Here is a 13,820-nt window from a genome sequence, read left to right on the forward strand (position 1 = left end):
CTTCGTTTCCGACTCTATCAGATCTTTCCGACCCGATTTCCTCGGCGCTTTCCGGTTCCAGCGGCGTTTCCGTCGCTTTCCCTTTCGGCGTTTCCCACACTATCAGCGCTTTTCGCTCTCTCCGACCACCCGGACCGCAAGCATGCGGAACGAGCCGAAAGATCGAGATCTGATCAGCGAAGTGATGAAGTGGGTTGCCCGCCCTCCGTCGATCACGTGGAACCACGCGGGCGGTCGGGCAGGACTTAAGACAGTACCTCTCGCCCGGTGACGAAGCAAATCGCTCGGGCTATGGTGGTCTAGTCCACCGGTCTAGTCCACTAGTCTCCAGGACCGAAGGGCCAGCCCAGGTGGGGACCAACACCGGGCGAACCCGGACTTCTTATGTCTTACCCTTCTAAAAAGTACGCCGGACACATACGCATAGTGACGGCGACACGACGAAGCCCCACCCCTGGGAGGCCCTCCATGACCACCGTGACGTCCCCTCTTGCCGGGCGTGCCATCGGACTCGCGGCAGTGCCCGATCCGGTGTTCTCCGGCGCGATGGTGGGTCCCGGTACCGCCATTGATCCTGTGCGCGAGCCTTCGGAGGCGGTGGCCCCCGTCGACGGCGTGGTCGTCTCCCTCCACCCGCACGCGTTCGTCGTCGTGGACTCCGAGGGCCACGGCGTCCTCACCCACCTGGGCATCGACACTGTCCAGCTCAACGGCGAGGGCTTCGAGCTGCTCGTCAACAAGGGCGACACCGTCACGCGCGGCCAGGCCGTCGTGAAGTGGAACCCGGCCGCCGTCGAGGCCGCCGGCAAGTCCCCCATCTGCCCGATCGTGGCCCTGGAGGCCACCGCCGACGCGCTCTCTGACGTCGTCGAGGGTGACGTGAAGGCCGGAGACAGCCTCTTCAGCTGGGCCTGACGTGCCCTTCGCCGCCCAGGCGAGTCGGACATCCATCGCGGCGGGCGGGTCCGCCGCACTATCGGAGACGGGTGAAATGGAGACAACGCTGCGAGGCGTCGGCGTGAGCCACGGAGTGGCGATCGGCGAGGTACGGCACATGGGCACGGCGGTACTCGAACCGCCGGCCAGGCAGATCCCCGCGGAGGACGCGGAGCGCGAACAGGGGCGCGCCCGCAAGGCCGTGGAAGCCGTGGCTGCCGACCTCATCGCGCGTGGCCAGCTGGCCGGTGGCGAGGCCCAGCACGTGCTGGAGGCCCAGGCCATGATCGCGCAGGACCCGGAGCTCATGGCGGACGTGGACCGGCGGATCGCCGTCGGCAGCACGGCGGAGCGCGGGGTGTACGACGCCTTCGCCTCGTACCGCGAGCTGCTCGCCGGGGCCGGCGAGTACATGGCCGGCCGGGTGGCCGACCTCGACGACGTGCGCAATCGCATCGTGGCCCGCCTGCTGGGCGTGCCGATGCCGGGCGTGCCGGACAGCGACGAGCCGTACGTGCTGATCGCCCGGGACCTGGCACCCGCCGACACGGCGCTGCTGGACCCCGCGCTGGTGCTCGGCTTCGTGACCGAGGAGGGCGGGCCGACCAGCCACAGCGCCATCCTGGCCCGGGCGCTGGGCGTCCCGGCCGTCGTGGCGCTGCCGGGCGCGGGCGAGCTGGCGGAGGGCACGGTGATCGCCGTCGACGGCAGCACGGGCGACATCTTCGTCGACCCGAGCCCGGAGAAGCGGGCCGAGCTGGAGGCCGCCGCGGCGGAGCGCAAGGCGGCGCTGGCCGCCTCCTCCGGTCCGGGCGCCACCTCCGACGGGCACAAGGTGCCGCTGCTCGCCAACGTCGGCGGTCCGGCGGACGTGCCGGCGGCCGTGGAGGCGGGGGCCGAGGGTGTCGGTCTCTTCCGCACGGAGTTCCTCTTCCTGGACGACAGCAAGAAGGCGCCGTCCGAGGAGAAGCAGATCGAGTCGTACCGCAAGGTGCTGGAGGCCTTCCCGGAGGGCCGGGTGGTGGTGCGCGTGCTCGACGCGGGTGCCGACAAGCCGCTGGACTTCCTGACCCCGGCGGACGAGCCGAACCCGGCGCTGGGCGTGCGCGGTCTGCGGAGCCTGCTGGACCACCCGGAGGTGCTGCGCACCCAGCTGACCGCCCTGGCGAAGGCGGCCGAGGGGCTGCCGGTGTACCTGGAGGTCATGGCCCCGATGGTGGCCGACCGGACGGACGCGAAGGCCTTCGCGGACGCCTGCCGCGAGGCGGGTCTCCAGGCGAAGTTCGGCGCGATGGTCGAGATCCCGTCGGCCGCGCTGCGCGCCCGCTCGATCCTCCAGGAGGTCGAGTTCCTGTCGCTGGGCACGAACGACCTGGCGCAGTACGCCTTCGCCGCCGACCGCCAGGTGGGTGCGGTGTCCCGCCTCCAGGACCCGTGGCAGCCGGCGCTGCTCGACCTGATCGCCATGTCCGCCGAGGCGGCCAGGGCCGAGGGCAAGAGCTGTGGTGTCTGTGGCGAGGCCGCGTCGGACCCGCTGCTCGCCTGTGTGCTGACGGGTCTGGGTGTGACCAGTCTGTCCATGGGTGCCGCCTCCATTCCGTACGTGCGGGCGACGCTGGCGAAGTACACGCTGGCTCAGTGCGAGCGTGCGGCAGCCGCGGCCCGTGCCGCGGATTCCGCCGACGAGGCGCGGGTGGCCGCGCAGGCGGTGCTGTCCGGCGAGTGAGCCGGTGACGCGCCGAGGTGCGTCGTGTGAGAGAGGGGAGGGGTTCCTGTCGAGAGGCGGGAGCCCCTCTCCTTCTTCGCTTCCGTGGGGTCTACTCGCGCGGGTGGTGCGGGACCTCGTGGTCGACGGGGTACCCGGCGCGGTGCTCGACGCCGGGCTCGGGCGGGACGAGTTCGCCGGTCTCCGCGTCGGTGCAGTAGGCGTTGAACACCTCGCCCGCGGTCAGGGGGCGGACGGCGCCGTGGTCCAGGCGCCAGGCGTGGACGCGGTCGGGAAGGTCCGGGGTGGTGCTGCGCAGGACCACTCCCCCGGGTCCGCGGAGCGCGAGTCCGGCGGCGAGGACGGTGACGAAGTCGAGCGCCTCGCGGCTGTCGAGCCGGGCCGGTCCGGTGTCCGCGGTGGCGTCGGCGTGCAGGACGGTGGTCAGCTGCTCCTCGTCGGCGGGGATGCTGCAGACCAGGTGGTGGCGGCCGGGGCCGGCGCCGTCGACGAGGTGCTTCAGGAGGCGGGTGGCGCGGTCGAAGGAGGCCTGTCCGATGTCCTCGCCGCAGTGGGCGCAGGGGCCGAGGCCGGCCAGGAGGAGCGTGGCGTACTCCCAGGTGGCCTGGCGGACGGTCTCGTCGATGACGAGCGTGGCCAGCTCGCCGATGGACTGGCCGGTGTAGGGGACGCCGGCGCCGGTGCCGGCGACCTCGGCGGTGAAGCGGGTGCGGGCGGCGGCGGAGTCCGGCGCGAGCCGCTGGTCGCGGCAGTAGTCGGCGTAGTCCTCCGGATCGAAGAGGGCGACGGTCGTGTGGATGCCCTGGGCGGCGAGTGATCTGAGGAGTCCTTCGACCTGCCGGAGGTAGGCGGGATGGTCCTCGAAGGGGAAGCTTTCGTACCGTGCCATGGCCGCGAAGTCCTCGGGGTCGGCGAGGAGGCCGACGGTGCTCGGGGCTTCGCGGCGCAGGCTGCGGCGCAGGTTTCCGGTGTGCTTGGCGTACGACGCCATGGTGTCCCCCCACTGCGGTGGCTGTCAGTGCTCACCCAAAGTAACCGTGGGCACTGACAACGCCACCGTGAGTGAGGTTCAGCGGCGGGTGCGGGCGAGCTCCTCGTAGAAGCGGAGGAGGTCGAGGTTGTCGACGGAGCCGGGGTTGACGGCCTTGGCGAGCGGGGTGCCCTGGAGCAGGCGCTTGACGGGGACCTCGATCCGCTTGCCGGTCAGGGTGTGCGGGATCGCGGGGACCTCGATGATCTCGTCGGGGACGTGGCGCGGGGAGAGCTGCTCGCGGATGGTCGCCTTGATGCGGGCGCGGAGGTCGTCGTCGAGGGCGGCGCCGGGGGCGAGGTGCACGAAGAGCGGCATCCAGTAGCCGCCGTTGGCCTCCTCCAGGCCGATGACCAGGGATTCCTTGATCTCGGGGAGGCGTTCGACGGCCTCGTAGATGTCGGCGGAGCCCATCCGGACGCCCTGGCGGTTGAGCGTGGAGTCGGACCGGCCGTGGATGATCACGGAGCCGTGGTCGGTGATCGTGATCCAGTCCCCGTGGCGCCAGGCGCCGGGGTACATCTCGAAGTAGCTGTCGCGGTAGCGGCTGCCGTCGGGGTCGTTCCAGAAGTGGATCGGCATGGACGGCATGGGGTTGGTGACGACCAGCTCGCCGACCTCGCCGACGAGGGGCTTGCCGGCGGGGTCCCAGGACTGGAGGTCGGTGCCGAGGCAGGGGGCCTGGAGTTCGCCGATGTGGACGGGGAGGGTGGGGACGGCCCCGGCGAAGCAGCTGCACACGTCGGTGCCGCCGCTGACGGAGGCGATCCAGAGGTCGTCCGCGACTTCGTCGTGGAGCCAGCGGAAGCCGTCGGGCGGCAGGGGCGAGCCGGTGGTGGCGACGCACTTCACGGCGGAGAGGTCGTGGTCGCGGGCGGGGTGGACGTCCGCCTTGCCGCAGGCCATGACGTAGGCGGCCGAGGTGCCGAAGAGGGTGGCCCGGGTGCGCTCGGCGATCCGCCACTGGGCACCGGTCTCGGGGTAGCCGGGGCTGCCGTCGTACAGGACGACGGTGGTGCCGGTGAGCAGGCCGGAGACGAGGAAGTTCCACATCATCCAGCCGGTGGAGGTGTACCAGAAGAAGCGGTCCTCGGGGCCGAGGTCGCAGTGCAGGCCGAGCTGCTTGAGGTGCTCCAGGAGGATGCCGCCCTGGGACTGGACGATGGCCTTGGGGAGGCCGGTGGTGCCGGAGGAGTACAGCACCCAGAGGGGGTGGTCGAAGGGGACGGCCTCGAAGACGGGCTCGTCGGTGCCGGCGGTCAGCTCGTCCCAGGACAGGGCGCCCTCGGGGGTCCCGGTGCCCAGGAGCGGGATGTGCACGACGGCGCGCAGGGAGGGGAGCTCGGCGCGGAGTTCGGTGACGGTGTCGCGGCGGTCGTGCTCCTTGCCGCCGTAGCGGTAGCCGTCGACGGTGAAGAGGACGACCGGCTCGACCTGCTGGAAGCGGTCGAGGACGCTGCGGGCGCCGAAGTCGGGGGCACAGGAGGTCCATACGGCGCCGACGGCGGCGGTGGCGAGGAGCGCGGTGACGGCCTGCGGGATGTTGGGGACGTAGCCGCTGACGCGGTCGCCGGGGCGGACGCCGAGTTCGCGGAGCCGGGCGGCCAGGGCGCCGACCTGGCGGCGCAGCTCGGCCCAGGTGACGGGCTCGGGGTCGTGGGTCTCGTCGACGTACAGCAGGGCGGCGTCCCCGGCGCGGGCCGGGTCCTCCGCGGCGCGCAGGGCGTGCTCGGCGTAGTTGAGGGTGGCCTCGGGGAACCATTCGGCGCCGGGCATGGCGCGGTCGCCGAGGACGCGCTCGTACGGGGTGGTGAAGCGGACGTCGAACCAGTCGGCGACGGCGCGCCAGAAGGTGTCGAGCTCGTCGACGGACCAGCGGTGGAGCGCGGCGTAGCCGCCGTCGGCGGGCGCCCCGTACCGCTCGGCGGCCCAGCTCTGGAAGGCCGTGATCCGGGCGGCGGCGATCCGCTCGGGGCTCGGCTGCCAGAGGGGTGCGGGCTGCGGAGTGGCTGAGGTCATGGGTCTTCGGCTCCCGGTGTTCGGCGGCTCTGCGCGGGGTCTGCGTACGGTGCCGGCGCGCGGGGGGTGGTGCGCGTCAGGCTCAGAGGGACCATGCCACGTGATCGACATCCGCACCAGAGCGGGTGGCCACAGGTCGGCGGGGTCCCGGATGTGGGTGAACGCCAGTTGAACGGAGCCCGCGCGGCCGGGGGCGGGTGGCAGGGTGATCGGCATGGACGCTCGTGATCTCGTACGGACGGTGAAGGACGCCGGATCGGCCCGTGGCCTGCGCGCTTTGCGTACGGCCTGGCGGCACGACCGGGCGGACGCGGCGGCGCTGCCTCGGCGGGGTGCGGAGCGGGCGCGGGTGCCGGGGGCGCTGACGGGTGCCGAGCCCCGGCCGGGTGGCGGAGTGCTGAGGTTCGCCCGTTCGCAGCTGCGGGTGATGGTCGCGGTGGGCGGCGCGGTGTTCTGGGGGTGGGACGGTGCGGGGTGTACGCCGTCGTACGCGCTGGCGGGCGGCGGGCCGGAGCCCGATGCACGGGCGGTTCTGGAGCCGGACACGGACGGCGGCTGGCGGGTGGTGTCGGAGCGGGTGACCGTGGTGGTGTCGCGGACCGGGGCGGTGGAGGTGCGGACGCCGGGGGGCGCGATGTTGCGGCGGGAGCTGCCGCCGCGCTGGTGGGAGCCGGTGGGGGAGGCTGCGGACGGGAGTCCGCGGGCCGGGGCGGCGCGGGCCGGTGGCGGGGAGGCGGGCACCGGGGTCGACGGGGTGCCCGTCGGGGCTGCGGGGCGCGCGGTGGGCGGGGCGCGGTGGCTGGCGCGGGCCGAGGTGCCCGCGGACGCGCGGTTCTTCGGGCTGGGAGGGCGGGCGTCGGGGCCCCGGCTGCGGGACGGCACGTACCGGCTGTGGAACACGGACCCGCGGGGCGGTTTCGGCCCGGAGGACGATCCGCTGTACATCACGATGCCGGTGCAGGTGGTGGTGTCGGACGCGGGGACTCACCTGATGTTCCACGACAGCACGTGGGACGGGCGCGTGACGCTGCGCGAGGGCGAGGAGGGCGCGGGGTCGGGTCAGGACCGGCCCGGCGTGTCCGAGCTGCGCATGGAGGGCGGCCCGCTGCGGGTCTGGGTGCTGGTGGGGACGCCGGCGCGGGTGCTGCGCGGGTGGGCCGGGCTGACGGGGGCTGCCGCGGTCCCGCCGTCCTGGGCACTGGGGTACCAGCACGCCCGGTGGGGGTTCGGCAGCGAGCGCGAGGTTCGCCGGGTGGTGGCGGGGTACCGGGAGCGGGGGCTGCCGCTGGCGGCCGTGCACCTGGACATCGACCACTACGACGGGCACCGGGTGTTCACCGTGGACCGGGAGCGGTTCCCGGATCTTCCGGCGCTGGCCGGGGAGTTGCGGGAGCAGGGCGTGCGGCTGGTGTCGATCGTGGACCCGGCGGTGAAGGCGGAGCCGGGGGACGCGGTCTACGAAGGGGGGCGCGCGGCGGGGGCGTTCGTGCGGGACGGGCGCGGGCGGGAGGTCCGCGGGGAGGTGTGGCCGGGTGAGTGCGTGTATCCGGACTTCACGGATCCGGCGGCGCGGGAGTGGTGGGGCGGGCTGTACGCGGAGCGGCTGGGCCAGGGCTTCTCGGGGGTGTGGCACGACATGAACGAGCCGGTGTCGTTCCGGCCGTTCGGGGACATGACGCTGCCTCGGTCGGCGCGGCACGCGCTGGAGGGGGCGGGCGGCGACCACCGCGCCGCGCACAACGTGTACGGGCTGGCCATGGCGCGGGCGGGGTACGAGGCGCTGGTGCGGCTGCGCCCGGCGGAGCGGCCGTTCCTGTTCTCGCGGTCGGGGTGGGCGGGGATGCAGCGGTACGGGGGCACGTGGTCGGGTGACGTGGAGACGGGCTGGCCGGGGCTGCGGGCGTCGCTGGCGCTGGTGCTGGGGCTGGGGCTGTGCGGGGTGCCGTACTCGGGTCCCGACGTGGGCGGGTTCGGCGGTTCGCCGTCGCCGGAGCTGTACCTGCGGTGGTTCCAGCTGGGGGCGTACCTGCCGCTGTTCCGCACCCATGCCGCGATCTGGGCGGGGCGCCGGGAGCCGTGGGAGTTCGGGGCGGAGGTGCTGGAGCACGCGCGGGCGGCGCTGGCGGAACGGGAGCGGCTGCGGCCGTACTTCGTGACGCTGGCGCAGCTGGCCCACCGGACCGGGGCGCCGTACGTGCGGCCGGTGTGGTGGGGGGCTCCGGAGGACCGGGCGCTGCGGGACTGCGAGGACGCCTTCCTGCTGGGGGACGCGCTGCTGGTGGCTCCGGTGCTGGAACCGGGTGCGGACCGGCGGGCGGTGCGGCTGCCGCGGGGGCGGTGGTACGACACGGCCACCGGGGCCGCGTACGAGGGTCCGGGGCAGGTGCTGCTGGACGCGCCGGCGGGGCGGGTGCCGGTGCTGGCGCGGGCGGGTGCGGTGGTGCCGGTGCGGGGCGCGGAGGGTCTGGAGCTGGAGGTGTGGGCGCCGGCGCTCGGCCGGACGGGAGGCGGTCTGCTCGTACGGGACGAGGGGGACGGCTTCGCGCTGCCGGAGGTGGAGCGGTTCGTCTCGCGTTGGGCTGGCGGCCAGGTGTGGGTGGAGCGCGAGGACGGCTCGCAGCCGGGACTGCCTGTCCGGGTGCGGGGGGTGTGACGGGGCTTCGGTGCCGTGGCTGTCAGTGGTGGGGGCGAGCATGGGGTGGTGAGGGAACTCGAAATCATCGCCGGGGACGCGACCGTCCCGCAGGCCAGGGGGCCGAAGATCATCACGCATGTCTGCAACGACCTGGGCGGCTGGGGCAAGGGCTTCGTCCTCGCCCTCTCGCGCCGGTGGCGGGCGGGCCACGACTTCGGGCTGGGCGCGGTACGGCTCGTCCGCGTCGGGGAGGACACGTGGGTGGCCAACATGGTCGGCCAGCGGGGCATCAGGACCGGCAGCGGGGGGCCGCCGATCCGGTACGACGCCGTGGCGCGGTGCCTGCGCGCGCTCGCCGGGCACGCGACGGAGCTGGGGGCTTCCGTGCACATGCCGCGGATCGGGTGCGGGCTGGCCGGCGGGAAGTGGGACCGGATCGAGCCGCTGGTCACGGAGGAGCTGTGCGCGCGGGACATAGCGGTGACCGTGTACGACCGTTAGCCGTGCGGATGCGGCGGGCGGGTCAGGCAGGGCCGCGGGTGGAGGGGGTGTAGCGGCCGGCGAACCAGGCGGACGCGGCCCGGGTGTGGAGGGGGAAGGCCAGGGGGGCGGGGGTGCGGAGGGTGTGCCAGCCGGTGGTCTCGGCGGTGGGGACCGGGGGCGGGAGCTCGGTGCGCGGGCGGGGCGGGAGGAGGCCGAAGAGGAGCAGGTGGCCGGCCGGGGAGCTGAGTGCGTCGGCGAGCTCGACCTGGTCCGCGGGGGCCTCGATGCCCGTCTCCTCGCGGAGTTCGCGGACGACGGCGGTCCGCCAGTCCTCGCCGTGGTCGATGAAGCCGCCGGGGAGTGCGGTGCCGCCGCGGGCGGGTTCGATGGTGCGGGTGATGACCACCAGGCCGGTGCCCTCGTCGTCCACGACGGGGAGCAGGGCCACCGCGACGGGCAGCGGGTTGCGGTACGCCACGGTCGCGCAGGCGGGGCAGGTGCGGGGCCACGTCGCGGCGGGCGGGTAGGGGGCTCCGCAGGCGGAGCAGTGCGAGTCCTTCACCGGTGCTGACACGGTGGGGATGGTAGAGCAAGGGCCATGCGATGGATGCCTGTCGGGGGATTTCGGGTCCGGTTGGTGGGGCTCGTGTGCACGGTGCTGCTCGTGGGGGCGGGGGGTGCCGGGGCCTCGGGTGGGGGGCCCGCCGGGCTCGTGGCGTTGCGGGACGTGGATCCGAGCGTGGCCGAGGACATGCGGTACGCCACGGAGCACAACCTCCTGGGCGTGCGGGTGGACGGGTACGAGGAGGGGGTCTGCCTGCTCTCCCGGGAGGCGGCCCGGGCTCTGGCGCGGGCGCAGCGGGCTCTGCTGGCCCGGGGGTTCGGGCTGAAGGTGTACGACTGCTACCGGCCGCGCCGGGCGGTGGCGCACTTCGTGCGGTGGGCGCGGGACCCGGCGGACCAGCGGACGAAGGCGGAGTTCTACCCGCGCGTCGAGAAGGGCCGGCTCTTCGAGCTGGGGTACATCGCCGAGCGGTCCGCGCACAGCCGGGGCAGCACGGTGGACGTGACGCTGGTGCGGCTGCCGGGCCAGGGCACCGGCGGCGCGGCCGGGGTTGGGGCCAGGGGCGGCCACGAGGTCGACATGGGCGGGGCGTTCGACCTCTTCGACCCCCTCTCCCACACCGAAGACCGGCGGGTGACGGCGGAGCAGCGGGCGGGGCGGATGCGGCTGAAGGGGGCCCTGGAGGCCGTGGGGTTCGTCAACCTGCCCGAGGAGTGGTGGCACTTCACGCTCAGGACCGAGCCGTTCCCCGAAACCTCCTTCGACGTACCGGTCACGTTGTCGGCGGGCCGCAGTACCGTCGGGACATGGCAGCAGAGCGCTCTTTCGAGTCGTACGAGGAATTCTGGCCCTACTACGTCGCCATGCACTCCCGCGCCGCCACCCGCTGGGTGCACCTGGCGGGGACGCTGACCGGGCTGGCCGTCACGGTGTACGGGCTGGCCCGGGGGCGGAAGCGGTACGCCGCCGCTCTCCCCCTCATCGGGTACGGCACGGCCTGGCCCGCGCACTTCCTGATCGAGGGGAACAACCCGGCGACCTTCGGGCATCCCGCGTGGTCGCTGCGCGGTGACGCCCAGATGATACGGATGATGCTGGCCGGGCGGGACGCCGAGCTGGCCGAGACAGCGGAGAAGTGGCTGGCGGAGAACCGCTGACCCGCGGGCCCGCCCCGTGGCAGACTTCTGACGTATCGTCAGATCAGATGCCGGGGAGGGGTCTTGGCGCGCACACGCACACCGGTCGTGGCCGGTTGGTTCACCCACGTCACGCTCGCGTCGGGCGAGGAGGAGTTCCGCCTGCTGGGCACCCGGTGCACGGCCTGTGCCTCGGTGTTCTTCCCTCGGGAGGACTCCTTCTGCCGCAACCCGGCCTGCGCCGGCGGTGAGCTGGCGGAGGTGCCCCTGTCGCGGCGCGGCCGCGTCTGGTCGTACACCGACGGCAGGTACCGCCCGCCGGCGCCGTACGTCTCCGATCCGGACGCGCCCTGGGAGCCGTACACGCTGCTCGCCGTGGAGCTGGAGGCGGAGCGGATGGTGGTGCTGGGGCAGGCCGAGACCGGTGTGACCACGGCCGACCTGGAGGTCGGGACGACCGTGGAGGTGGTGCCGGGCGTGCTCAACGAGGACGCGGACACCGTTTGGACCACGTGGCGGTTCCGGCCCGTGGAGGTGCGGTCGTGAGCGGCGACGTGGCGGTGCTCGGTGCGGGCATGCACCCCTGGGGCAAGTGGGGCCGAAGCTTCGTCGAGTACGGGACGGCGGCCGCGCGGGCCGCGCTGGCCGACGCGGGCCTGGAGTGGTCCGACGTGGACTCGGTGGTGGGCGCGGACACGGTGCGCGGCGGGTACCCGGGCTACGTCGCCGGGGCCACCTTCGCGCGGGCGCTCGGCTGGCAGGGGGCGCGGGTGACCAGCGTGTACGCGGCCTGCGCCTCGGGGGCACAGGCGGTGGGCGCGGCGCGGGCACAGATCCTCGCGGGGCTCGCCGACGTGGTGCTCGTGGTGGGTGCGGACTCGGCACCCAAGGGGTTCTTCGCCCCGGCGGGCGGGGACCGGCCGGACGACCCGGACTGGGTGCGGTTCCGCGTACTGGGCGCGACCAACCCGGCGTACTTCGGGCTGTACGCGCGCCGTCGGATGGCCGTGTACGGCGACACCCCCGAGGACTTCGCGCTGGTCAAGGTGAAGAACGCCGCGGCCGGGGCGCTCAACCCGAACGCCCGGTACCGCAAGCCCGTCACGGCCGAGGAGGTCGCGGCCTCGGCAGTGGTGGCCGATCCGCTGCGGCTGCTGGACATCTGCGCCACCTCGGACGGGGCCGCGGCCCTGGTGCTGACCGGCATGGACTTCGCCCGCTCGCGCGGGGTGGCCGATCCGGTGCGGATCCGGGCGGTGTCGACGGTGACCCCGACCTACCCGCGCACGGTGCTCGACCTCCCCGACATCGGCACCGACTCCGCTGTGGCGGTCGAGCCCGCGCCGGGGAGCTTCCGCTCCTCCATCGCGGCCGCCGCCTACGAGGAGGCGGGGCTGGGTCCCGGGGACCTGTCCCTGGCCGAGGTGTACGACCTGTCCACCGCGCTGGAGCTGGAGTGGTACGAGGACATCGGCCTGTGCGCGGAGGGCGAGGGCGCCAAGCTCGTGCGCGAGGGGGCGACGGCGCTGGGCGGGCGGATCCCGGTGAACGCCAGCGGGGGGCTGGCCTCCTTCGGCGAGGCCGTGCCGGCCCAGGCGATCGCCCAGGTGTGCGAGCTGACCTGGCAGCTGCGCGGCACGGCGGGCGACCGGCAGGTCCCCGGGGCGCGGGCCGGGATCACCGCGAACCAGGGCCTCTTCGGGCACGGCTCGGCCATCGTGGCGGTCCGGTGACCCGTCCGATGCGCGTGTCGGTGAGAGGTCCGCGGCCGGCGGCCGGTGAGCGGTCCCGCCGGCGGCCGGCGCGCAGCCCGGCGATCGGCCGGTGAGCGGTCCGCGCCGTCCGCTCCGCGGGGAGCGCCGCCCGGCCCCGGTGGCTCCCCGGAGTGATCCCGGCACGGACTGCAGCGAGGGTGCTTGACGGGCCCCCGCAGCGGGAGAACACTCCTTGGACACCGCACGCGGCCCGTACCCCAGTCGGCGGGGGTACGGGCCGCGTTGCCGTGCGTACGGGCTGCCGCCGCGCGGTCGGTCAGGCGCGGGCGGGCGCCCGGTGGGCGCGGGCCAGGTCGAGGGCGTGCTCCACGACCGCGGCCAGCACCTCCTTCGCGGACGAGCGCTGCCGGGCGTCGCAGAGCAGCACCGGCACGTCGGGGTCCAGGTCGAGGGCCTGGCGCACCGTGTCGGCGGGGTGCCGGTCGGCACCGTCGAAGCAGTTCACGGCGACCACGAAGGCGATGCCGCGCCGCTCGAAGTAGTCCACGGCGGCGAAGCAGTCCTGCAGGCGCCGGGTGTCGGCGAGCACCACCGCGCCGAGCGCGCCCTGTGCCAGCTCGTCCCAGAGGAACCAGAAGCGGTCCTGCCCGGGCGTTCCGAACAGGTACAGCACGAGGTCGTCGCGCAGGGTGATCCGCCCGAAGTCCATCGCGACGGTGGTGGTGCTCTTGCCCTCCACCCCCACCGTGTCGTCGACCGGCCGGCCCGCCTCCGAGAGGGACTCCTCGGTGCGCAGCGGCCGGATCTCGCTCACGGAGCTGACCAGGGTGGTCTTGCCCACCCCGAAGCCTCCCGCGACGAGGATCTTCAGGGTCAGCGGCTCCACCGGGGCGGGACCGCCCGCTCCGGTGTGCGTGGCGGTGCCGGCGGGCCGGCTAGAGCGCCCGAAGGCCATCGATCACCTCACGGAGAATGGATTCGTCAGGCAGTTCGGCCGGCGGGACCGGCCGGGTGACGTGCACCAGCCGGTCGTCGACGAGGTCGCCGATGAGGACGCGGACCACCCCGACCGGCAGGTCGAGTTCGGCCGCGAGCTCGGCGACGGACTGGGGCCTGGTCCGGCACAGGCCGAGGATGTCGGCGTGCTCCGGGGAGAGGGTCTGCTCCCACTCCGGGTCCTCGCCGGGCTCCGCGACGACGAGGGCGATGAGGTCGAGCCTGAGGCGGCCGGCGCTGCTGGTCCGGCCGCGGGTCATCGCGTACGGACGGACCACCGGGCCGGCCTCGTCGTCGAACCAGTGCGCGGGGTCCTCGCGGTACTCCCCCGCGGACGCGCCCACGGGCTCCTGGCCCGGGGCCGGGTAGGCGTCGGCGGCGGAGGGCTCCTGCGCGGCGAACGCGTCCGCCGGGTGAGGACCGGACGGGTCGGACGCCGGGTACGGGTCGGACACCGGGAACGCGTCCTCCGGGGCCGCGTCCGGGTGCCGGAGGCCGTCGGGGCCCTCCGGCTCCTGGAACGCGTCCGCGGAGTCCTCCGGGTGGTACGGGGTGGGGATCGGACCTGTGGCCGTCATG

At 74.1% G+C, this 13,820-nt stretch carries 13 protein-coding genes; 8 read left to right on the forward strand and 5 right to left on the reverse strand.

The features are described from left to right. Positions 1-468: 468 nt before the first annotated feature. Positions 469-915: a PTS glucose transporter subunit IIA gene (locus ACIF6F_RS17215; RefSeq protein WP_399947284.1), complete on the forward strand. Its 447-nt coding sequence runs from the start codon at positions 469-471 to the stop codon at positions 913-915. Between the two features lie 76 nt (positions 916-991). Then, the gene (gene ptsP, locus ACIF6F_RS17220) at positions 992-2,662 is read left to right on the forward strand and encodes a phosphoenolpyruvate--protein phosphotransferase (RefSeq protein ID WP_399947285.1); all 1,671 of its coding nucleotides are present in this window, start codon (positions 992-994) and stop codon (positions 2,660-2,662) included. Positions 2,663-2,753: 91 nt separating this feature from the next. Here the strand turns inward: ptsP and ACIF6F_RS17225 are convergent, their stop codons facing one another. Then, positions 2,754-3,653, reverse strand: coding sequence for a hypothetical protein (locus tag ACIF6F_RS17225; RefSeq protein WP_399947287.1), 900 nt, complete (start codon positions 3,651-3,653; stop codon positions 2,754-2,756). Positions 3,654-3,731: 78 nt separating this feature from the next. Beyond that, the gene (locus tag ACIF6F_RS17230; RefSeq protein ID WP_399947289.1) at positions 3,732-5,711 is read right to left on the reverse strand and encodes an acetoacetate--CoA ligase; all 1,980 of its coding nucleotides are present in this window, start codon (positions 5,709-5,711) and stop codon (positions 3,732-3,734) included. 214 nt (positions 5,712-5,925) lie between these two features. On the opposite strand from ACIF6F_RS17230, the gene ACIF6F_RS17235 reads away from it, so the two are divergent. Further along, positions 5,926-8,364: a glycoside hydrolase family 31 protein gene (locus ACIF6F_RS17235; protein WP_399947291.1), complete on the forward strand. Its 2,439-nt coding sequence runs from the start codon at positions 5,926-5,928 to the stop codon at positions 8,362-8,364. A 48-nt stretch (positions 8,365-8,412) separates the two neighbouring features. After that, a complete protein-coding gene (locus ACIF6F_RS17240; RefSeq protein ID WP_399947293.1) occupies positions 8,413-8,847 on the forward strand; it encodes an Appr-1-p processing protein in 435 nt (144 codons plus the stop codon). Between the two features lie 22 nt (positions 8,848-8,869). Here ACIF6F_RS17240 and ACIF6F_RS17245 read toward each other — a convergent pair whose 3' ends face one another. Beyond that, positions 8,870-9,412 (reverse strand): NUDIX domain-containing protein, encoded by a 543-nt coding sequence (locus tag ACIF6F_RS17245; RefSeq protein WP_399947832.1) that lies wholly within the window; start codon positions 9,410-9,412, stop codon positions 8,870-8,872. 156 nt (positions 9,413-9,568) lie between these two features. Here ACIF6F_RS17245 and ACIF6F_RS17250 point away from each other — a divergent pair, with 156 nt between their 5' ends. From ACIF6F_RS17250 to ACIF6F_RS17265, 4 genes are all read left to right on the forward strand, one after another. Next, positions 9,569-10,306, forward strand: coding sequence for a M15 family metallopeptidase (locus tag ACIF6F_RS17250; protein ID WP_399947295.1), 738 nt, complete (start codon positions 9,569-9,571; stop codon positions 10,304-10,306). Beyond that, positions 10,201-10,551: an Mpo1-like protein gene (locus tag ACIF6F_RS17255; RefSeq protein WP_399947297.1), complete on the forward strand. Its 351-nt coding sequence runs from the start codon at positions 10,201-10,203 to the stop codon at positions 10,549-10,551. The genes ACIF6F_RS17250 and ACIF6F_RS17255 overlap by 106 nt, the downstream gene beginning before the upstream one ends. Positions 10,552-10,614: 63 nt before the next feature. Beyond that, complete coding sequence (locus ACIF6F_RS17260) at positions 10,615-11,076, forward strand: Zn-ribbon domain-containing OB-fold protein (RefSeq protein WP_399947299.1); 462 nt, start codon at positions 10,615-10,617, stop codon at positions 11,074-11,076. Next, on the forward strand, positions 11,073-12,263 hold the full coding sequence (locus ACIF6F_RS17265; RefSeq protein WP_399947301.1) for a lipid-transfer protein: 1,191 nt from the start codon (positions 11,073-11,075) through the stop codon (positions 12,261-12,263). Before ACIF6F_RS17260 ends, ACIF6F_RS17265 begins: the two co-directional genes overlap by 4 nt. A 298-nt stretch (positions 12,264-12,561) precedes the next feature. Here ACIF6F_RS17265 and ACIF6F_RS17270 read toward each other — a convergent pair whose 3' ends face one another. Continuing rightward, positions 12,562-13,200: a GTP-binding protein gene (locus tag ACIF6F_RS17270; protein WP_399947303.1), complete on the reverse strand. Its 639-nt coding sequence runs from the start codon at positions 13,198-13,200 to the stop codon at positions 12,562-12,564. Then, positions 13,181-13,585, reverse strand: coding sequence for a DUF742 domain-containing protein (locus ACIF6F_RS17275; protein WP_399947834.1), 405 nt, complete (start codon positions 13,583-13,585; stop codon positions 13,181-13,183). Before ACIF6F_RS17275 ends, ACIF6F_RS17270 begins: the two co-directional genes overlap by 20 nt. Positions 13,586-13,820: the final 235 nt, after the last annotated feature.

This window comes from Streptomyces sp. NPDC086023, assembly GCF_044540325.1.
In the GTDB taxonomy this organism is placed as follows: domain Bacteria; phylum Actinomycetota; class Actinomycetes; order Streptomycetales; family Streptomycetaceae; genus Streptomyces.

Excerpts from the sequence above, each read along its gene's own strand:
- ACIF6F_RS17215 (WP_399947284.1), top strand. The coding sequence starts at position 469 with ATGACCACCGTGACGTCCCCTCTTGCCGGGCGTGCCATCGGACTCGCG.
- ptsP (WP_399947285.1), top strand. The coding sequence starts at position 992 with ATGGAGACAACGCTGCGAGGCGTCGGCGTGAGCCACGGAGTGGCGATC.
- ACIF6F_RS17225 (WP_399947287.1), bottom strand. The coding sequence starts at position 3,653 with ATGGCGTCGTACGCCAAGCACACCGGAAACCTGCGCCGCAGCCTGCGC.
- ACIF6F_RS17230 (WP_399947289.1), bottom strand. The coding sequence starts at position 5,711 with ATGACCTCAGCCACTCCGCAGCCCGCACCCCTCTGGCAGCCGAGCCCC.
- ACIF6F_RS17235 (WP_399947291.1), top strand. The coding sequence starts at position 5,926 with ATGGACGCTCGTGATCTCGTACGGACGGTGAAGGACGCCGGATCGGCC.
- ACIF6F_RS17255 (WP_399947297.1), top strand. The coding sequence starts at position 10,201 with ATGGCAGCAGAGCGCTCTTTCGAGTCGTACGAGGAATTCTGGCCCTAC.
- ACIF6F_RS17270 (WP_399947303.1), bottom strand. The coding sequence starts at position 13,200 with ATGGCCTTCGGGCGCTCTAGCCGGCCCGCCGGCACCGCCACGCACACC.